The sequence below is a fragment of the Microbacterium sp. W1-4-2 genome (assembly GCF_058349885.2).
Genome location: NZ_JBYRJC020000002.1, coordinates 718,927 through 738,238 on the forward strand (window position 1 = coordinate 718,927; position 19,312 = coordinate 738,238).

18 protein-coding genes are annotated in these 19,312 nt (G+C 71.2%); 7 read left to right on the plus strand and 11 right to left on the minus strand.

Annotated elements, in window-relative coordinates:
* The first annotated feature begins 11 nt into the window (after positions 1-11).
* Complete coding sequence (locus tag AC3RX0_RS11170; RefSeq protein ID WP_491506054.1) at positions 12-1,091, plus strand: winged helix DNA-binding domain-containing protein; 1,080 nt, start codon at positions 12-14, stop codon at positions 1,089-1,091.
* 4 nt (positions 1,092-1,095) lie between these two features.
* Here AC3RX0_RS11170 and AC3RX0_RS11175 read toward each other — a convergent pair whose 3' ends face one another.
* Positions 1,096-2,061, minus strand: coding sequence for a helix-turn-helix transcriptional regulator (locus tag AC3RX0_RS11175; protein ID WP_491506055.1), 966 nt, complete (start codon positions 2,059-2,061; stop codon positions 1,096-1,098).
* A gap of 60 nt (positions 2,062-2,121) precedes the next feature.
* Between AC3RX0_RS11175 and AC3RX0_RS11180 the strand changes: the two genes are divergently transcribed.
* From AC3RX0_RS11180 to AC3RX0_RS11190, 3 genes are all read left to right on the plus strand, one after another.
* Positions 2,122-3,303: an epoxide hydrolase family protein gene (locus AC3RX0_RS11180; protein ID WP_491506056.1), complete on the plus strand. Its 1,182-nt coding sequence runs from the start codon at positions 2,122-2,124 to the stop codon at positions 3,301-3,303.
* A 111-nt stretch (positions 3,304-3,414) separates the two neighbouring features.
* Positions 3,415-3,795, plus strand: coding sequence for an ArsR/SmtB family transcription factor (locus tag AC3RX0_RS11185; RefSeq protein WP_491506057.1), 381 nt, complete (start codon positions 3,415-3,417; stop codon positions 3,793-3,795).
* A 27-nt stretch (positions 3,796-3,822) separates the two neighbouring features.
* Positions 3,823-4,803, plus strand: coding sequence for an SRPBCC family protein (locus AC3RX0_RS11190; RefSeq protein WP_491506058.1), 981 nt, complete (start codon positions 3,823-3,825; stop codon positions 4,801-4,803).
* A gap of 4 nt (positions 4,804-4,807) precedes the next feature.
* Here the strand turns inward: AC3RX0_RS11190 and AC3RX0_RS11195 are convergent, their stop codons facing one another.
* The 4 genes from AC3RX0_RS11195 to AC3RX0_RS11210 all read right to left on the minus strand — a co-directional run bounded on the left by AC3RX0_RS11195 (position 4,808) and on the right by AC3RX0_RS11210 (position 11,133).
* Complete coding sequence (locus tag AC3RX0_RS11195) at positions 4,808-6,004, minus strand: mechanosensitive ion channel family protein (RefSeq protein WP_491506059.1); 1,197 nt, start codon at positions 6,002-6,004, stop codon at positions 4,808-4,810.
* 66 nt (positions 6,005-6,070) lie between these two features.
* On the minus strand, positions 6,071-8,221 hold the full coding sequence (locus AC3RX0_RS11200; RefSeq protein ID WP_491506060.1) for an APC family permease: 2,151 nt from the start codon (positions 8,219-8,221) through the stop codon (positions 6,071-6,073).
* Between the two features lie 131 nt (positions 8,222-8,352).
* Positions 8,353-9,384, minus strand: a complete 1,032-nt coding sequence (locus AC3RX0_RS11205; RefSeq protein ID WP_491506061.1) for a LacI family DNA-binding transcriptional regulator — start codon at positions 9,382-9,384, stop codon at positions 8,353-8,355.
* A 72-nt stretch (positions 9,385-9,456) separates the two neighbouring features.
* A complete protein-coding gene (locus AC3RX0_RS11210; protein ID WP_491506062.1) occupies positions 9,457-11,133 on the minus strand; it encodes a glycoside hydrolase family 13 protein in 1,677 nt (558 codons plus the stop codon).
* A 53-nt stretch (positions 11,134-11,186) separates the two neighbouring features.
* Between AC3RX0_RS11210 and AC3RX0_RS11215 the strand changes: the two genes are divergently transcribed.
* Both AC3RX0_RS11215 and AC3RX0_RS11220 read left to right on the plus strand, forming a co-directional pair.
* Positions 11,187-11,723: an adenine phosphoribosyltransferase gene (locus tag AC3RX0_RS11215; protein WP_491506063.1), complete on the plus strand. Its 537-nt coding sequence runs from the start codon at positions 11,187-11,189 to the stop codon at positions 11,721-11,723.
* Between the two features lie 55 nt (positions 11,724-11,778).
* Positions 11,779-12,999 carry a glycoside hydrolase family 3 N-terminal domain-containing protein gene (locus tag AC3RX0_RS11220; RefSeq protein WP_491506064.1) on the plus strand — a complete coding sequence of 407 codons (1,221 nt, stop codon included), beginning with the start codon at positions 11,779-11,781 and terminating at the stop codon, positions 12,997-12,999.
* Between the two features lie 155 nt (positions 13,000-13,154).
* Here AC3RX0_RS11220 and AC3RX0_RS11225 read toward each other — a convergent pair whose 3' ends face one another.
* The 6 genes from AC3RX0_RS11225 to purS form a co-directional block, all read right to left on the minus strand.
* Positions 13,155-14,087 (minus strand): 2-hydroxyacid dehydrogenase, encoded by a 933-nt coding sequence (locus tag AC3RX0_RS11225; RefSeq protein WP_491506065.1) that lies wholly within the window; start codon positions 14,085-14,087, stop codon positions 13,155-13,157.
* A gap of 63 nt (positions 14,088-14,150) precedes the next feature.
* Positions 14,151-14,963: a MetQ/NlpA family ABC transporter substrate-binding protein gene (locus tag AC3RX0_RS11230; protein WP_491506066.1), complete on the minus strand. Its 813-nt coding sequence runs from the start codon at positions 14,961-14,963 to the stop codon at positions 14,151-14,153.
* 50 nt (positions 14,964-15,013) lie between these two features.
* Complete coding sequence (locus tag AC3RX0_RS11235) at positions 15,014-15,685, minus strand: methionine ABC transporter permease (RefSeq protein ID WP_491506067.1); 672 nt, start codon at positions 15,683-15,685, stop codon at positions 15,014-15,016.
* Positions 15,682-16,458, minus strand: coding sequence for a methionine ABC transporter ATP-binding protein (locus AC3RX0_RS11240; RefSeq protein WP_491506068.1), 777 nt, complete (start codon positions 16,456-16,458; stop codon positions 15,682-15,684). Before AC3RX0_RS11240 ends, AC3RX0_RS11235 begins: the two co-directional genes overlap by 4 nt.
* Positions 16,459-16,728: 270 nt before the next feature.
* On the minus strand, positions 16,729-17,436 hold the full coding sequence (gene purQ, locus AC3RX0_RS11245) for a phosphoribosylformylglycinamidine synthase subunit PurQ (protein ID WP_491506069.1): 708 nt from the start codon (positions 17,434-17,436) through the stop codon (positions 16,729-16,731).
* On the minus strand, positions 17,433-17,681 hold the full coding sequence (gene purS, locus AC3RX0_RS11250) for a phosphoribosylformylglycinamidine synthase subunit PurS (protein ID WP_491506070.1): 249 nt from the start codon (positions 17,679-17,681) through the stop codon (positions 17,433-17,435). Before purS ends, purQ begins: the two co-directional genes overlap by 4 nt.
* 143 nt (positions 17,682-17,824) lie before the next feature.
* Between purS and AC3RX0_RS11255 the strand changes: the two genes are divergently transcribed.
* Entirely contained in the window at positions 17,825-19,291 is a 1,467-nt protein-coding gene (locus tag AC3RX0_RS11255; protein ID WP_491506071.1) for a GH1 family beta-glucosidase, read from the plus strand.
* The last annotated feature ends 21 nt before the right edge of the window (positions 19,292-19,312 follow it).

The window sequence follows — 19,312 nt, forward strand, 5'->3', positions numbered from 1 at the left end:
GGATGAGGAGGATGACTTCGACGACGCTTCGCGACATCGCGCGCCGACGGCTGCGCTCCCAGCTGCTCGAAGGGCCCGCGGTCGATGCCGAGAGCGTCGTTCGGACGATGCTCGCCGTGCAGGCCGAGAACCCGGCCCAGTCCGCCTGGGCGGTCGCTGCCCGCACGGCCTCTCCCGATCGCGACGACCTGGCGCGGGCGCTGTCGGACGGAAGGGTCGTGCGCACGCACGTGCTGCGTCCTACCTGGCACTACGTGCACGCGGACGACGTGCGCTGGCTGATCGAGCTCACCGCGCCGCGGGTGCTGCCCGTGTTCGACCAGCAGCTGCGGCCCTCGGCCGATCGCCTGACCGCACTCACCGACGCGATCACGCACGCCGTCGCCGGCGGCACCGGGCGCACCCGCGACGAGCTCGCGGCCGCGCTCGCGAGGGCCGGACTCGACCTCCCCTCGTCGCAGCTGACGCTGCTGCTGGGCTCGCTCGAACTCCGGTGCGTCCTCAGCAGCGGCGCACCCCGCGACGGCCAGCACACCTACGCCCTCATGGCCGAGCGCGTGCCGCCGTCCGCGACGAGCGGGCGAGACGAGGCTCTCGCCCGGCTGGCGCTGCGCTACCTCGGCTCGCACGGTCCGGCCACCGACCGCGACCTCGCGTACTGGGCGACCCTCACGTTGACGGACGCCCGCCGGGGGATCGCCGCCGTCCGCGACCGGCTGGAGTCGTTCGACCACGAGGGTCGCACCTACTGGCACGCCCCTTGTCACGTGCCCGCGTCGCCCTCGGGCCGCGGTCGTGCGCACCTGCTGCAGATCCTCGACGAGATGTACCGGGGCTATCAGGACTCCCGCTGGGCCCTGGATTCCGAGGGCATCGTGCCGCGGGAGCGCGAGGCGTCGATCGGCATGGTGCTGTGCGACGGTCAGCTCGTCGCCGGGATGCGACGCAGCGTCGGCGCCCGGAAGGCGGTCTTCGCCGTCGCGCCGCACCGCCGGCTCACGGCACGCGAGCGCGCCGAGATCCAGAAGGCCGCCGGCCGCTGCGCCGCGTATCTCGGGGTCGAACCCGAGCTCGAGTTCGCGTCGGCCTGAGCACCTAGCCCGGTGGCGGCGTCGCGTCGGCGTAACGGCGGGCGAGCGTCCTGATGGCCTCGCTGAGCTCCGCCGGGCCGTCGACTGTGAACGGCTCGTCGAGCAGTGCGAGGTGCACGGCGACCGTCATCGGGTGGTCCGCACCGGTGGCGAGGACGCAGTGCGCATCGTCGACCGCCTCGACCAGGCCGACCGAGGGGTCGATCTTCTCGGCGACCAGCTCCGCAGGCGCGTGGATCAGGACCCGGGCGCGGAAGCGCCAGCCCGCCGAGGCGACACCGCGCAGCACGTACGCGGCGACGTCGTCGGCCGGCAGCGCGCGAGGGGCGAAGGCGCGCCGTGTCGGCGGCCGCAGCGACATACGGTCGACGCGGAAGCTGCGCCAACCCTCGCGCTCGAGGTCGAAGGCGACGAGATACCAGCGCCGCCCCCAGCTCACGAGCCGGTACGGCTCGACGCGTCGCATCGCGCTCTCGCCCTGGAACGGGGTGTACTCGAACCGCAGCCACTCGGCATCGTGCACCGCCTGGGCGATGGCCGCGAGCGCCGACGCCTCGACCTCGGCATCCCGCTCCCGCGTCTGCGGCGCGGTCGCGACGTCCATGGCGCGCACCTGGGCGGCGAGCGCCGGCGGCAGCACGTTCTCGAGCTTGGCGAGGGCCCGCGCCGCGCTGCCCTCGATGCCCGCCACTGAGTTCGTGGTCACCTGATGCAGCGCGATCGCGACGGCGATGCCCTCGTCGTCATCGAGCATGAGCGGCGGCAGATCGGTCTCCCGGTCCAGCCGGTAGCCGCCGGCGGGGCCCGCTGTGGCGTCAATGATGTAGCCGAGCTCGCGCAGCCGGGTGATATCCGTACGGATCGTCCGCGTCGACACCGCTGTGCGCCGCGCCAGCTCCGGAGCCGTCCACGCACGTCGCTGGCGAAGCAGGGCCAGCACCTGGAGCACGCGGGTGGCCGTCTGATTCACGCCGACCCCGCTTCGCCTATGCGGAAGCTCTTCTTCCGCATTGGTTCCTACCTTAGGGCCATGACGAACAACGAGCCGACCGGCACCCTGCAGACCGCCCTCCTCGCCGGCGAGCAGATCACCCCGTTCACGCTGTCGATCCCCGAGAACGACCTCGACGACCTCCGCGACCGCCTCGCGCACACGCGCTATACGACCGAGGTGCCGGGTGCCGATCCCGCGTACGGGGCCAGCCTCACCGAGGTGCGAGCGATGGCCGAGTACTGGCAGCACGAGTTCGACTGGCGCGCCGTCGAGGCGCGCCTCGCCGCATTCCCGCAGTTCATGACGACGATCGACGGTCAGCCGATCCACTTCCTGCACATCCGCTCCGCCGAGCCCGAGGCGTTCCCGATCGTGCTCACGCACGGCTGGCCGGGATCGTTCGCGGAGTTCGCGGACATGATCGGACCGCTCATCGATCCCGTGGCATACGGCGGACGCGCCGAGGACGCCTTCCATGTCGTGGTTCCGAGCTTCCCCGGGTACGCGTTCAGCGGGCCGGTGACCGAGTCGGGCTGGGGCTCGGCGCGGGTGGCGGCCGCGTGGGACACGCTCATGAAGCGCCTGGGCTACGAGCGGTACGGCGCGCACGGCGGAGACGGCGGATCGCTGGTCGGCCGCGAGCTCGGCATCCTCGCCCCCGACGGGCTGGTGGGCACGCACGTGCTGCAGCTGTTCTCGTTCCCGAGCGGCGACCCGGCGGAGTTCGAGAAGCTCGGCCCGAAGGACTACGAGGCCCTCGAGATCCTCAAGGACTTCGGCGAGATCTCGGCGTTCGCGACTCTGCAGTCGACCCGCCCACAGACCTTGGCGCACGCGCTCGCCGACTCACCGGTCGGGCAGCTCGCCTGGAACGAACTCATGGCGACCTTCGATCGTCCGACCGCGCTCACGCGGGACCAGATCCTCACGCACGTCTCGCTCTACTGGTTCACCAACACCGCGGGGTCGTCGGCCCGGCAGTACAAGGAGGATGCCCAGTTCAACGCCGGCGAGGGGATCGCGACGCGGGTCAACCACACCCCGACCGGCGTATCGATCTTCGCGAACGATTTCCACTCGATCCGCGCCTTCGCGGAGCGGGACAACGACCACATCGTGTTCTGGACGGAGCACGAGGTGGGCGGGCACTTCGCCGCGATGGAGGTGCCGGACGTCCTCATCGCGGACCTCCGCGAGTTCTTCCGGCCGCTGCGCTGACCTGTGCTGAGCCGAGCGGAACGGCCGCCCCGCCCAGGGCGGCCGTTCCGCCGTTCTCGAAAGGAATGAAAGGGTTGACGGCGGCTGCGGCATCCTCTAATCTACAACCAAATGGTTGCACAAGCAGAGCTCAGCGACGACGAGGTGGACCGGATCTTCCGGGCCCTCGCCGACGCGACGCGTCGTGACATCCTGCGCCGGACGATCGAGGTGGAGCAGTCGGTGTCGGCGCTCGCCGCGGACTACGACATGTCGTTCGCAGCGGTGCAGAAGCACGTCGCCGTGCTCGAAGCCGCCCGCCTGATCGTCAAGCGGGCTGAGGGAAGGGAGCGGCTCGTGCGCACCGACCCCGCCATGATCGCCCGGGCGCAACGGCTGCTCGAGCGCTACCAGGAGCTCTGGCGTCACCGCATCGACCGCATCGATGCGCTGCTGGCCGAAGACGCCGAGCCGCCGCACACACCGCAGACACCACCACGACCCGCGTCTTGAGCCGGGTCACCCGATCAAGGAGAGATCATGCCCGTCACCGACATCATCAGCGATCCCGAGACCCTGACGATGAACATCACCGCCGAGTTCGATGCCCCCCTCGAGCGCGTGTGGACGGTGTTCACCGATCCGCGTCAGCTCGAGCGGTTCTGGGGTCCTCCGGGATGGCCGGCCACGTTCACGCGCTTCGACTTCGCCCCCGGCGGCCTGGCGCAGTACCACATGACCAGTCCGACCGGCGAGAAGTCCCGCGGCCGGTGGGAGTTCCTGACCATCGACGAACCGCGTTCGTTCGAGGTGCTCGACGGCTTCGCCGACGAGAACGGCGGCCTGAACCCCGAGATCCCGCCGATGCGGATGGTCTTCGCGTTCGAGGCGACCCCGACCGGCACGCGCCTGAACGGCGTCACCCACTTCGCATCGGTCGACGCGCTCGAGCAGGCCGTCGGGATGGGCATGGTCGAGGGCACGCGCATGGCGATGGGTCAGCTCGACGCCGTGCTGCAGGGGCTGCGCGACTACGCCGCCGGCAAGGGCACGCAGGTCGAGGTGCTCGACGACCAGCACGTGCGCATCACCCGGCTGATCGAGGGGCCGCGCGAGCTGGTGTGGCGCGCGCACCAGGAGCCCGATCTGATCCGGCAGTGGATGCTGGGGTCCGACGGATGGCGCATGACGGTGTGCGAGGTCGACCCGGCGGTCGGCGGCGCGTACCGCTACGCCTGGGCGCCCGAGCCGGGCACCGAGGGCGAGTCGTTCGGCTTCGACGGCACGACCCTGCTCTCGGAGGCGCCGCGCCGCGCCGTCACCACCGAGCACATGACCGGCACCGACTATCCGTCGACGACGAACGATCTGCAGCTGTACGAAGAGGACGGCGCGACGCTGATCACGCTGTTGATCGAGTACCCGGATGCCGCGACCCGCGACATGGTGCTGGCCACCGGCATGGCCGACGGCATGGAGATCAGCTACCAGCGCCTCGAGCGCGAGCTGCTGCCCGCCTGACGCGTCACGCGCGGTCGACGGATGCCGCATCCTCCTCATCGACGGAGGATGCGGCATCCATCGTCGATGCCGGCTTCGTCTCGTCGCCGTGCGACCGCTCGACGGACTCGGGCGCGTGACGCGGCGCGCGCGCCGGCCGGGGGAAGGCCTCGCCGTCGCGCTCGACGGTCTGGATGCGAGTGCGCGGCAGACCCTCGGGGTTCTGCTTCTGCAGCCACAGCAGCATCTCTTCGCGCACCGTGCGCGACAGGTCGAACATCTGGAACGCGTCGGCCGCGCTGATCAGCGCACGCACCTGCACGAAGCCGCCGACGGTGTCGGTGATGCGCAGCGACGAGGCCTCGCCGTCCCACATGCCGCTGTCTTCGAGGATGCGGTCCAGTTCGGCGCGCATGCGCGGGATGTCGACCCCCCAGTCGAGGTCGAAGAACACCGTGCCGAGGACGGCCGTCGACTCGCGCGTCCAGTTCTCGTACGGCTGCAGCGTGAAGTACGTCGACGGCAGCACGAGCCGGCGCTCATCCCACACGCGCACGACGACGTAGGTGAGCGTGATCTCTTCGATGTAGCCCCACTCGCCGCCTACGACGACGATGTCTTCGAGGCGGATCGCCCCGCTGAAGGCCAGCTGCATCCCGGCGAACACGTTGCTCAGCGTGGACTGCGCGGCAAGACCCGCCACCACCGACAGGAACCCGGCCGAGGCCAGCAGGGTGCCGCCGACCGCGGCGATGCCGGGGATGGTCAGCAGGGCGGCGGCGATCCCGATGATCACGGTTCCCGCGCCGATGAGGCGGCGCACGACGGCGACCTGGGTGCGGGCGCGGCGGGCCTGCCAGCCGTCCGACCCGTCGGTGGCGTAGTGCGACAGGCCGAGGTCGGCCGCGAACATCAGCACCGCGCCCACCGCCCACGTGACCGAGAGCACCAGCAGCACGATGAACACGTGCCGCCGCAGGTCGGCGCCCGAGCCGGCGCCCGGCAGGGTGAGTGCCAAGGCGATCCAGGCCAGGGCGACCGCGCTGAGCGCGATGAACGGCACGCGCGTGCGGCGCTTGAGCAGCCCGAGCCAGGGCCGGTCACGCCCGACGGCCGCGACGACCCGCGTGAACGCGTACGTCGCGACCACGACGGCCAGGGTGGCGACAACGAGCAGGATCAGGGCGTTGACGGCGGGGGGAAGGTTCCAGAACGAGACCATGGCCTTCAACCCTAGGCGGCCGGTCCGCGGCCCTCAAACGAGCCGACGTCTCGATGAGCCTGCGTCTCAGCGCGATCGGGTGGCCCGGTCGCGCTCGTCCTTGCGCGCCGACTCGTCTTTGCGGGCCGGCGTCTCGTCCCTGCGCGGCGCCTCGGCGTTGTAGCGCGCGCCCGGCGAGAACGGCCGCCCCGCGCGCTCCTGACCGGGCATCGGTCGCGAGCGACGGCCGTAGATGAGCTCGGACGAGTCGAGCATCCACGGCACGAGCGTGATGGTGACCCCGTGCACGAGCATGAGCTGCTGGGCGATCCGCCGCGCGCGGCGGTTGTGCAGCACCGACTCCCACCAGTGGCCGACGATGTACTGCGGCAGGTAGACGGTCATGACGCTCGAACCGTGCTCGGCCCGGTACTGCTTGATGAACTCGATCAGCGGCCCCGCGTAGTTGCGGAACGGCGACTCTATCGTCATGAGCGGCACCGGCATCCGGTGCTCCTGCCAGTCCTTCTGCAGCGCGCGCGACTCCTCTTTGGTGACCGCGATGTGCACGGCGAGGGTCTTGTCGTGCCGGGCGGCGAGTGCGTAGTCCACGGCCTTCACGACCGGCTTCTGCAGACGGTTGACGAGGATGATCGCGACGTCGCCCTCCGACCCGAAGTGCACGGTGTCGTCCATGCGGATCTCGTGCTCGACGTCGCGGTAGTAGCGGTACACGCCCATCATCAGCGTGGACAGGATCGGGATCGCCAGGAACACCAGCCACGCGCCGTGCGTGAACTTGGTGATCGTCACGATCACCAGCACCGACACGGTCATGGTGGCCCCGATGCTGTTGATCACCAGGCCCTTGCGGAAGCTGCGGACCTGGCTGCGCGCGGACTGCTGCGCGCGTGCGTCCTCGGGCAGGTTCGCGACACGGCGCAGCCCCCGCAGCCAATGTCGGATCATGCCGATCTGGCCGAGCGAGAACGACACGAACACGCCGATGATGTACAGCTGGATGAGGTTCGAGAGGTTGGCCTGATAGACCACGAGCACGGCCACGGCGGCGATGCCGAGCAGGATCATGCCGTTGGAGTAGACGAGCCGGTCGCCGCGGGTGTTCAGCGCCTTCGGCGCATAGCCGTCACGGGCGAGCACCGCGCCCAGCAGCGGGAACCCGTTGAACGCGGTGTTCGCCGCCAGCAGCAGCACGCACGCGGTCGCGGCCTGCACGATGAAGAACGGGATCGAGTTCATGCCGAACGTCGCCGCCGCGAGCTGCGCCATGAGGCTCGGCTGCGGCGTGTTCTTGCAGTCGAACCCGATCAGGTCGCACGGGTTCTCGGCATACTGCACGTGCGAGATGAGGGCCAGCGCGACCAGGCCCGCGAACATCAGCCCGGCGATCGAGCCCAGCATCGCCAGCGTGGTGCGGGCGTTGCGGATCTTCGGCTTGCGGAACGCCTGCACGCCGTTGGCCACGGCCTCGACGCCGGTCAGGGCCGAGCATCCACTCGAGAACGCCCGCAGCACGAGCAGGATCACCGCCGCCTGCGAGATGCTCTGCGCGTGCATCGTGTAGCCCGCGCTCGAGGCGACCGGGGCGCTGCCGAGGGCCACGCGGATCAGGCCGGTGATCACCAGCACCGCGACGGAGCCGATGAACACGTAGGTGGGGATCGCGAACGCGCGGGATGCCTCGCGCACGCCGCGCAGGTTCGTCAGGACGATCAGCGCGACGCAGGCGACGGCCAGTTCGACCCGCCAGCTGTTGAGGAACGGCAGGGCCGAGATGATGTTGTCGACGCCGGACGCGGTCGAGACGGCGACGGTGAGCACGTAGTCGACCATGAGGGCGGATGCCACGACCACGCCGGGGATCTCGCCCAGGTTCGTGCGGGCCACCTCGTAGTCGCCGCCGCCGGAGGGGTAGGCGCGGATCAGCTGGCGGTACGAGAGCACCACGACGGCCAGCAGCAGCACGACCGCAGCGGCCACCCACGGCGTGAACACCAGGAATGCGAACCCGCCGCCGAGCAGGATCATCAGCATCTCCTGCGGGGCGTACGCCACCGACGAAAGGGCGTCGGATGCGAAGATCGGCAGCGCCATGCGCTTGGCCAGCAGATGCTCGTCCGCATTCTGCGACGCCAGGGGGTCCCCGATCAGAATGCGTTTCGCGATCGGGGACTCCGGAGCCTCATCGCGATTTTCGCTTGTCACGGCGGGTGACACTACCCCGGATGCGTCCGCGTTGCAACGCGACACGGGCCGTCTTGCCGGGTGTTACCGCTTCGTGGCCGTCGGAACGCTCTGCGGCGGGCTCGCGGGCTCGCGGGCTCGCGGTCGGCCCGACGATCGCCGTCTCAGCCGACGGCGGGCCGGGCGGTCGATCCGCGCACGACGAGCTCGAACGGCAGCCGATCGGGTACCCCGCTCGCTGCGGCGGGACGCGTGCCCGACGGAGCCTGCAGCACGTCGAGGATCGCCTGGGCGGCGCGCTCGCCCTGCTCGGCCGGGAACTGGTCCACTGTGGTCAGGCGGAAGAACTCGCCCAGATCGTGCCCGTCGACGCCGACGATCGACAGGTCGGCGGGCACGCGGTAGCCGAGCTCGCGCGCGGCCAGGATCGCCCCGATCGCCATCTCGTCCGAGGCCGCGAAGATCGCCGTCGGGCGCTCGCCGGGCCGCCCGAGCAGTTGCTTGGCGGCACGGAATCCCCCCTCGACGGTGAAGTCGGCCGGCTCGAACAGGGCGGGGCGCACCTCGAGGTCGGCCTGTTCGAGCGCCTGCTCGAACCCCTGCCGCCGCTGCGTGGGGATGTGGAAGTCGAGGTCGAACTCGGGGCTCGCGCCGATGTGCGCGATGTCACGGTGGCCGAGGGCGAGCAGGTGCTCGGTGGCCAGCCGTGCGACGGCGACGTCGTCGACGGTCAGCGTGCGCAGGCGCGGGTCGGGCCCGCCGATCGCGATGACCGGCATGTCGAGGGCCAGGAGGCGTTCGATCTCGGCGTCGCCGAGCGCGATCGAGACCGCGATGATCCCGTCCACGCGCTGCCGCCGCAGCAGCGTGTCGAACACGCTGCGCCGCAGCTCGGGATCCTCGGTCACGCTGTACAGCGTGATGTCGTAGCCGTGCCGCATGAGCTCGGCCGACGTGCCGGCCAGCACGGTGGAGAAGAACCACCGCTCCAGGAACGGCACCAGCACCCCGATGTTGCGCGCCCGCCCCGAGGCGAGGCTCGACGCCGGCGCTGACACGACGTACCCGAGCGAATCGGCCGCAGCCTCGACCCGCGCCTTCGTCGCGTCCGACACGCGCCCGCGCCCGCTGAGGGCCCGCGACACGGTCGCCGTCGAGACCCCGGCCAGGCGCGCGACCTCGTCGATGCTCACCATGGCCGTGCCTCTTCTCTCGGAGTGTTCGGTCCGGACCGGCCGCCCGACGTCGGCTTCGCGACCGCCAGACCGTCAGTCGGTCGTGACCCACACGGTCGTGTCGGTCGGCACGAGTCCGTCGGCGAGCGGCCCGCTCACCGCGATCAGCCGGCCGCTGGGCGCTGCGACCGGGGTCTCGCCGAGGTTGGCCAGCACGGTCACATTCCCGTTGCGGAATGAGAGGACGCCGGGCTTCGCGTCGAGCCACTCCAGGCTACCCGTGCCGAGGCTGCAGGCCTGGCGCTCGTCGAGCAGCGTCGTGTACAGCGAGAGGGTGGATGCCGCATCCGCCGCCTCGACGTCGCGGGCGAGCAGTGCCCACTCGGCCGGCTGCGGCAGCCACGACATGCCGCTGTCGTTGAAGCCGTACGCGGGGGCGTCGGCGACCCACGGCAGCGGCACGCGGCAGCCGTCGCGGCCGTACCGCTCGTGGTTCGTGCGGAACCAGGTCGGGTCCTGCCGCGCGTCGTCGGGGATGTCGATGACCTCTGGCAGGCCGAGCTCCTCGCCCTGGTAGAGGTACGCCGAGCCGGGCAGCGCGAGCATCAGGGTCGTCGCCGCGCGGGCGCGCCGCAGCCCGACCTCGGGGATCGGCTTGCCGGGCGAGTCCGGTCCGATCCCGTGGCCCTGCGGGTTGTCGGCGGTCAGCGCCAGGCGCGATGCGTGGCGCACGACGTCGTGGTTCGACAGCACCCATGTGCTGGGGGCGCCGACGGCGGCGTAGGCCGCCAGCGACGCGTCGATCACCGCGCGCAGGGCCGCGGCATCCCACCCGGTCTCGAGGTAGGCGAAGTTGAAGGCCTGGTTCATCTCGCCCGGTCGCACCCACTGGGCGGTCTGCTCGATCGAGGGCAGCCACGCCTCGGCGCACAGGGCGCGGTCGCCGTCGTACGCGGCGAGCACGTCATGCCACTCGCGGTACACGTCGTGCACCTCGGGCTGTCCCCAGTACGGCACGCCGGACTCGTCACCGCCCATCGAGCCGCCGTCCGCGCTCGGCGAGTAATCGGGGAGCCCTGCCTTCTTGATCAGGCCGTGCGCGACGTCGACGCGGAAGCCGTCGACGCCCCGGTCGAGCCAGAACCGCAGGATGCGGCGGAACTCGGCACGCACCTCGGGGTTCGTCCAGTCGAAGTCGGGCTGCGACGAGTCGAACAGGTGCAGGTACCACTGCCCCGGCTCGCCGTCGGCCTCGGTCACGCGGGTCCAGGCCGGGCCGCCGAACACCGAGTCCCAGTTGTTCGGGGGCAGCTCGCCGTGCTCGCCCCTGCCGTCGCGGAACAGGTAGCGCGCGCGCTCGGCGCTGCCCGGGGCCGCCGCCAGCGCCTGCCGGAACCACACGTGCTGGTCGGACGAGTGGTTGGGCACGAGGTCGACGATGACCCGGATGCCGCGCTCGTGCGCATTGGCGAGCATGTCGTCGAAATCGGCCAGCGTGCCGAAGATCGGGTCGACGTCGCAGTAGTCGGTGACGTCGTAGCCGGCGTCCTTCTGCGGGCTCGTCATGAACGGGCTCAGCCAGACCGCGTCGATGCCCAGGCGCTGCAGGTCGTCGAGGTGCGCGGTGACGCCGCGCAGGTCGCCGATGCCGTCGCCGTTGGCGTCCGCGAACGACCGCGGATAGATCTGGTAGATCACGGCGGACCGCCACCACTCGGCTCCCGGGGCCGAGGGCAGCGCGAGGCTGGTGTCGAGAGCGGTCGAAGTCATGCGATCAGCGTAGTGCAAGCGCTTACATTTGTCGCCCCGCGTAGTGTTGACGCGTGCCCGATGAACTACTGCAGCGCGCGGAGCTTCTGCAGCGCGCCGAGAGCCTGATCCGCAGCATCCCGGACTATCCCGAGCCCGGCGTGATGTTCCGCGACATCACGCCGCTGCTCGCTGACGCCGGGGCCCTGCGCGCGTCGGTCGACGCGATGATCGCACCGTTCGCCGGGACGTTCGACGCCGTCGCGGGCGTCGAGGCGCGCGGCTTCCTGCTCGCCGGGGCCGCCGCGATCGCAGCCGGGGTCGGGCTCATCCCGATCCGCAAGGCCGGCAGGCTGCCGCGTCCGGCGGCCTCCGTCGACTACGAGCTCGAGTACGGCACGGCGACGATCGAGGCGCACGACGACATCCGGCCCGGGGGGCGGCTGCTGCTGATCGACGACGTCCTGGCCACCGGCGGCACCCTGCAGGCGGCGCATGCGCTCGTGTCCGAGCTCGGCGGCACGGTGGTGGGCACCGCCGTGCTGATGGAGCTCGAGGCCCTCGGCGGCCGCGCCGTCGTCGGCGACGTGCACGCGCTGTTCCGCGTCTGAGTTCCGGCTGATTCCCGACGCGCCCGCACAGGGGCCGACGCGTCAGACTGGACACATGCGCGGACGTCTGTGGGTGCCGCTCGTCGCGGCGGTGATGCTGCTGTCGGCCTGTGCGCCGACGCCCGCGGCCGGCAGTCCGTCGCCCACCGCCCCGACCCCGTCGCCCACGAGCGGCAGCCCGTCGCCGACGAGCGGCCAGATCACCGCGTCCCCGCCGATGGCGCCGACCCCGAGTCCCATTCCGGTCGACCCCATCGCCCGGCTCACCCTCGCCCAGCGGGTCGGGCAGCTGTTCATGGTCGGCACCCCGCGCGGCACCGCCGACGCCGGATCGCTGAGAGCGGTCGCCGACCGGCACGTGGGCGGCGTCTTCCTGCACAGCAGTCCGCGCGCGAGCGCGAAGACCACCGCCGGTGTGGTTTCCCGGTTCACGAAGCTCGTCTCACCGGCCACGACCGGCGACGTGCCGCTGTGGGTGGCCACCGATCAGGAGGGCGGCGAGGTCCAGGTGCTGTACGGCCCCGGGTTCGACCCGATCCCGTCGGCGGTCGAACAGGGCCGGATGGCCCCGGCGACACTGCAGAAGGATGCCGCGACCTGGGGTTCGCAGCTCGTCACAGCCGGTGTCGACCTGAACCTCGCGCCGGTCGGCGACATCGTGACGAGTCCCGCGGTCGCCCGGCAGAACAAGCCGATCGGGTTGCTGGACCGGCAGTACGGCTACGACGAGAAGACCGTGGCCGCCGAGGCGGGCGCGTTCGCCGCCGGCATGCGGCGGGCCGGCGTCCTGCCGACGTTCAAGCACTTCCCGGGCCTGGGTCGCACGAGCTCGAACACCGACTTCTCGTCGGCCGTCGACACCGTGATCACGGCGGACGCCGACGACGTCGACGTATACCGCTCGCTGCTGGCCGGCGGGCCTGCGCTGGTCATGGTCTCGACGGCCGTCTACAAGAAGATCGACGCATCGGCGCCGGCAGCCTTCTCGTCCAAGATCGTCACGCAGCTGCTGCGCGGCACGCTCGGGTTCCGCGGCGTCGTGATCACCGACGACCTGTCGGCGGCCGTGGCCGTCTCGGGGTTCAGCCCGGCCGAGCGCGCGATCGACGCGATCGCGGCCGGCTGCGACATCGTGCTGGTCTCGTCGGGCCCGGCGGTGCTGCCCGAGATGTACGACGCGGTGCTGGCCAAGGCGAAGAGCGATTCGGCGTTCGCCGCGAAGGTGGATGCCGCGGCCCGCCGTGTCGTGACCGCCAAGCACATCGGGGTGGGCTGACCCCGCGCGCCCCGCCGACGTCACGCCCGGGCGCGAACGCTGATATCGCCCGTTGAGCGAGGACGTGCGCAGCGCGACTGAGACGAAGCGTGGACGCGGCCGCGTCGTTTCGTCTCGCTGCGCTCGCTCAACGACCGGGTGGGGCGAGCGCCGGCTCAACGATCGGGGGCGATGACGACGTTCAGGGGCGGTTCGCCGGTGAGCATCCGGTCGATCTGCGCGCGGACGAGGCGCGCGATCCGCGGCTGCATGGCCGTCGACGCCCCGCCCACGTGCGGCGCGATGAGCACGCCCGGCAGCGCCCACAGCGGGTGATCGGGCGGCAGCGGCTCGGGGTCGGTGACGTCCAGGGCCGCGCGGATGCGTCCGCGGCGCACGTGGTCGACGAGCGCGTCGGTGTCGATCAGCGGCCCGCGGCCGACGTTCACGACCAGGGCGCCGTCAGGCAGCAGCGACAGCGCCGCGTCGTCGATGATGTGCTGCGTCGCCGCGTTCGCCGGCAGCGTCGCGATCACGATCTCGGCCTCGGGCAGCAGCGCGTGCAGTTCGTCGGCGCCGTGCACGTGTACGCCGCCGTCGTCGCGGGCGCGGCTGGCGAGCACGGTCAACTCGACCTCGAACGGAGCCAGCCGCGCGGCGGTCGCCTTGCCCACGCCGCCGTAGCCGAGCAGCAGCACGCGCCGGTCGGCCAGGCTCTCGGTGAACACGGGCGCCCAGCGGTGCTCCTGCTGCGTCCGGACGAAGCCGGGCAGCTGCCGCTGCGCGGCCAGGGTCAGCGCCAGGGCGAGCTCGGCCGTCGAGGACTCGTGCACGCTGGCCGCGTTGGCGAACACGATGCCGTCGGGCAGCACCGGGACCACGTTCTCGTATCCGATCGACTGCCCTTGGACGAGACGGGTCTGCACCGCACCCAGGTGTGCGAACGCGTCGGCCGCATGCGCACCCATGTAGGGCGGGACCACGATGTCGATCGCATCGCGGTCGGCCGCGGCATCCATCGGCCAGACGACGACCTCGACGTCGTCGGGCAGGGGCTCGAGGTCGTGGGCGAGCTGTGCAGTGGGGACCGAGACGACCAGACGTGGCATGACGCCCACGCTACCGCGGCTGCCGGCCGCCGAACCGCCGGGAACCGGGGCCCGGGACGCCGCTCAGAACGCCGGCGGGACGCCGAGGCTCTCGAGCTTCTCGCGCACGTGGTCGCTCGTGAGGGCCTTGACCAGCGCCTCGATCGCCGCCGACTTCTCGTTGTCCTTGCGCGCGACGAGGGTCACCGCGAAGCGGGGGTCCTTCTCGACGGCCAGGCCGTCCTTGTCGGGCGTGAGCCCCAGCTGCCGCGCGAACGAGGGCAGGTCGAACACGGCGTCGGCCTCGTCGTAAGCGGTGTTCAGCTGCAGCAGGTCGACCTGGGTGAGCTTGAGATTCCGCGGGTTCGAGGCGATGTCGTCCATGGTCGCGGTGAACGGCTCGGTGCCGTCCTTGAGCGTGATCAGGTGCGCGTCGGCGAGCATCTGCAGGGCCCGCGCGGCGTTCGACTTGTCGTTGGGGATCACGACGCTGCCGCCCTCGGGCAGCTCGTCGAGCTTCTTGTGCTTCTTGGAGTAGAACGCGACCACGGTCGAGTACACCGGCTGCACCGCGACGAGGTCGGCGCCGTTCTTGTCGTTGAACTCCTGCATGAACCCGGGGAACTGCACGAGGTTCGCGTCGATCTCCTTGTGCTGCAGCAGCACGTTCGGCTGCACGTAGTCCGACACCGGCACGAGCTCGACCTTGTAACCGTCGCCGATCACGTCGGCGGCCGCCTCGACCGCGTCGGTCATGGGCGTCACGGTCGCGGCGACCTTGATGACCTTGCTGTCGGCCTTGCCGCCCGCACCGCTCGATGCCGCGCATCCGGTGAGGCATCCGGTGAGGAGCAGGAGGGATGCCGCGGCCGCCGCGGCGATCGTGCGCAGTTTCATGGGTGCCTTTCTCGAGCCGCTCGGGCTCACTGTGTGTCGAACCGTGCGGCTCAGCGTCTGTCGAGCATCGCCGACGCCTTCTCGCCCGCCGTCTGGAGCAGCAGGACGCAGACGATGACGAGCACGATGGTGGTGTACATGAGGGGGTAGTCGTACTCCTGGTAGCCGTAGCGCAGGGCGAAGTCGCCGAGCCCGCCGCCGCCGACGATGCCGAGCACCGTCGAGTACGAGATGAGGCTGATGGATGCCGAGGTCAGGGCGTACACGAGTCCCGAGCGCGCCTCGACCAGCAGGAAGCGGCCGACCAGCTGCGGGGTGCTCGCACCCATCGAGTGCGCCGCCCGCAGCACGCCCGAGGGCACCTCGAGCAGGATCTGCTCGACCAGGCGCGCGTAGAGGGCGACGCCCACGAAGCACAGCGGGAACGTCGCCGCCGCGGTGCCGAACGTCGTGCCGTATACGAACCGGGTCACCGGGATGAGAAACACCACGAACAGCAGGAACGGGAACGAGCGCACGACCGTGACGTACAGGTTCGCGGCGAACCAGACCGGCCGCAGCTCGCGCACCCCGCCGGGACGGGTCAGGTAGATGACGACACCCAGCGGCAGGCCCAGCACGATCGCCGCGGCCAGCGAGAACGCCAGCATGTAGCCGGTCTCAGCCAGGGCGACGCCGATCTTGTCGGCGTTGGCGGCGAGGTCTGCGAGAAAGCCGTTCATGCCCCAAGCACCCGCCGCACGTGGTCGAGGTAGCTGGCGTCATCGCGCTCGGCGGCCTGCCGGGCGACGGGCAGGATGTCTTTCAGCACGCCGCGCTCGAGCACGGCGGCCCGGTCGCAGACGGCCGCGACGGCGGGCAGCTCGTGGGTGACCAGCACGATCGTCGTGCCGAAATCGCGCCGGGTACGGGCGAGCAGGTCGAGGATGTCGGCGGCGGTCCGGTTGTCGAGGGCGCTCGTCGGCTCGTCGCACAGCAGCAGGCCCGGACGCGTCACCAGGGCCCGGGCGATCGCGACCCGCTGGCGCTGCCCGCCCGACAGCTGCGCCGGAAAGTCCCGGCCACGGTCGGCCAGGCCGACGTAGGACAGCAGGGAATCGACGAGAGCGGCATCCTTCTTGCCCTGCAGCTTCAGCGGCAGCGCCACGTTCTGCCGCACCGTCTGGTTCGCGAGCAGGTTGAAGCTCTGGAAGATCATGCCGATGCGGTGCCGCAGCAGGCGCCGGCCGCGCTCGCTGAGCGGCTCGGGATCGACGCCCTCGATCAGCACGCGGCCCGCGGTGGGGTGCTCGACCGCGTCGAGCAGGTTCAGCAGCGTCGACTTGCCGGCGCCGGACTCGCCGACCACGCCGAGGATCTCGCCCCGCTGGATCGTCAGATCGATGTCGGCCAGGGCCGTGGTGGCCCCGTAGCGGACGGTGACGCGCTCGAGCTCCGCGACGATCTCGCGGGCGCCGGCGTTCTCAGGGTCGGCGACGCGGCCGGATTCCGGCATGTCGTCGCTCCCGCTCCCGCTCGCCGTTTCTGAACGGTGTTCAAGTATACCAGCGGCTCGAGCCCCGACCCCGGCCCGGCCCCGCCCCGGCCTGGTCCCGGCCCCGGCCCGCCGCCCGGTCGAGTCCGCCCGGTCGAGTCCGCGGGGGTACAGCTGGTCGGCGAGGGTATGGGATCCGGCCGTACCCTCGCCCCGGAGCTGTACCTTCGCGGTTAAGCGAGAGAGCGAGGGGGAGCGGGCGGGCGGTCGAAGAGAAGGGGATGCCGGAGGTCAGGCCGCCGCGCCGACGGTGGCGGCGATCGCCGAGGTGAAGAACGTCAGTCCGTCGATGCCCGAGCGCATCGCGGCGGCCGTGTCGGGGCCGAAGCCGGGCTCGGTGGCGTGCTCGGGGTGCGGCATGAGGCCCACGACGTTGCCGTGCTCGTTGGTGAGCCCCGCGATGTCGTTGAGCGATCCGTTCGGGTTCACGCCGACGTAGCGGAACGCGACGAGCCCCTCGCCCTCGATGCGCTCGAGCGCATCGCCCGAGGCGATGTACCCGCCCTCGCCGTTCTTCAGCGGGATCACGATCTCCTGCTGGCGGCTGAAGCCGCTCGTCCAGGCGGTGTCGTTGTTCTCGACGCGCAGGCGCTGGTCGCGCCGCACGAACTGCTGGTTCGCGTTGCGGATCAGGCCGCCCGGCAGCAGGTGCGCCTCGACGAGCATCTGGAACCCGTTGCAGATCCCGAGCACCGGCATGCCCTTGGCCGCGGCATCCTTCACCTCCGCCATGATCGGCGACAGCGCCGCGATCGCACCCGAGCGCAGGTAGTCGCCGTAGCTGAAGCCACCCGGCAGCACCAGCGCGTCGACCCCGTCGAGGTCGTGCGAGCCGTGCCACAGCGCGACCGGCTCGGCCCCCGCGATGCGGATCGCGCGCTGCGCGTCGCGGTCGTCCAGCGAGCCGGGGAAGGTGATGACCCCGATGCGGGTGGTCATTCGACGACCTCGACACCCACGACGTCTTCGATCACGCCGTTGGAGAGGATCTCGTCGGCGATGCGCCGGGCCTTCTCGAGCGTGGCCTCGTCGACCTCGCCCTCGACGGTCAGCTCGAAGCGCTTGCCGATGCGCACGCCGCTGAACGCGGATTCGCCGAGGCGCGCGAGGGCGCCGGCGACGGCCTTGCCCTGCGGGTCCAGCAGTTCGGCCTTGGGCATGACGTCGACGACGATGGTGGGCATTCGAAGCTCCGGATGTCGCGGGTAGGGGTGCCCGTCCAGTCTACGGTGCCGTCGGCCCGGCGCCGCCCCGTGCGCTTGACAGAGCTGGGAGCGCTCTCATAGGGTGCGAACGACCCCTGCGCCCGGAGAGGAATCCGCCCCGCATGAGCGAGAGTCGTCGCCCCTTCCCGTCCGAGTTCCTGTTCGGCGCCGCCACCGCGGCGTATCAGATCGAGGGCGCCCACGCCGAGGACGGGCGGCGCGACTCGATCTGGGATGCGTTCTGCCGGGTGCCCGGCGCCGTCATCGGCGGTGACGACGGCGACGTCGCCTGCGACCACTACCACCGCTACCGCGACGACGTCGCGCTCATGAAGCGGATGGGCCTGCAGACCTACCGGTTCTCGACCTCGTGGGCGCGCGTGCGCCCCGACGGCGGGGCACTGAACCCCGCGGGCGTCGCGTTCTACGAGCGGCTGGTCGACGAGTTGCTGGATGCCGGGATCCGGCCGTGGCTCACGCTGTATCACTGGGATCTGCCCGAAGCGCTGCAGGCCCGCGGCGGCTGGACGGTGCGCGAGACGGCCGATCGCTTCACGGAGTACGCACTCGACCTGCACGACGCGCTCGGCGACCGGGTGGACGTGTGGACCACGCTGAACGAGCCGTGGTGCGCATCGTTCCTCGGCTACACCGCGGGCGTCCACGCGCCCGGCCGCACGAGCGTCGCCGAGGGCATGCTCGCCGCCCATCACCTGCTGCTCAGCCACGGCCAGGCCCTGCGCGAGCTGCGCGCCCGCGATGCCGGGCTGAACCTGGGCCTGACCCTCAACCTGACCGTGGCCGACCCGGTCGATCCGGCCGACGCGGCCGATGTGGACGCCGCTCGGCGGATCGACGGCCAGTTCAACCGCTGGTTCCTCGACCCCGTGTTCCGCGCCGAATACCCCTCCGACGTCGTCGACGACATCCGGGCGGTCGACGCCGACGCCGTCGCACGGTTCGAGCGGGCCGTGCTGCCCGGCGACCTCGAGACGATTGCGACGCCGGTCGACACGCTCGGCGTGAACTACTACCACGGCGAGTTCGTCGGCGGCCGGCCTTCGCCCGTGCCGGTGCCGCCGGGTGACGCGGCCACCACGCGGGCCGTGGCATCCCCCTTCCCCTCGCACGAGGGCATCTTCTGGCACGAGCGGAACCTGCCGCGCACCGCGCAGAACTGGGAGGTGCAGCCCGAGGGGCTCACCCGCGTGCTCGTGCGCGTGCACGACGAGTACACGGGCGAGCCCGGCGTCGCGCTGTATGTCACCGAGAACGGAGCGGCGTACGACGACGTGCTCGTGACGGACGGCGGCGAGCCGCGCGTGCACGACGATGATCGCGCCGCGTTCCTGCGTGCGCACCTGGGTGCGACGCTGGACGCGGTGGATGCCGGAGCCGACGTGCGCGGATACTTCGCCTGGTCGCTGCTCGACAACTTCGAGTGGGCGTGGGGCTACGACAAGCGCTTCGGCATCGTCCACGTCGACTACGAGACGCAGCAGCGCACCGTCAAGGACAGCGGGCGCGCCTATGCAGGGATCATCGCCGCGCGTGCCCTGGCGGGCGTCCCGGCAGCGTCTCTCCAGTAGTGCCGCCGCCCGGCGCCGACA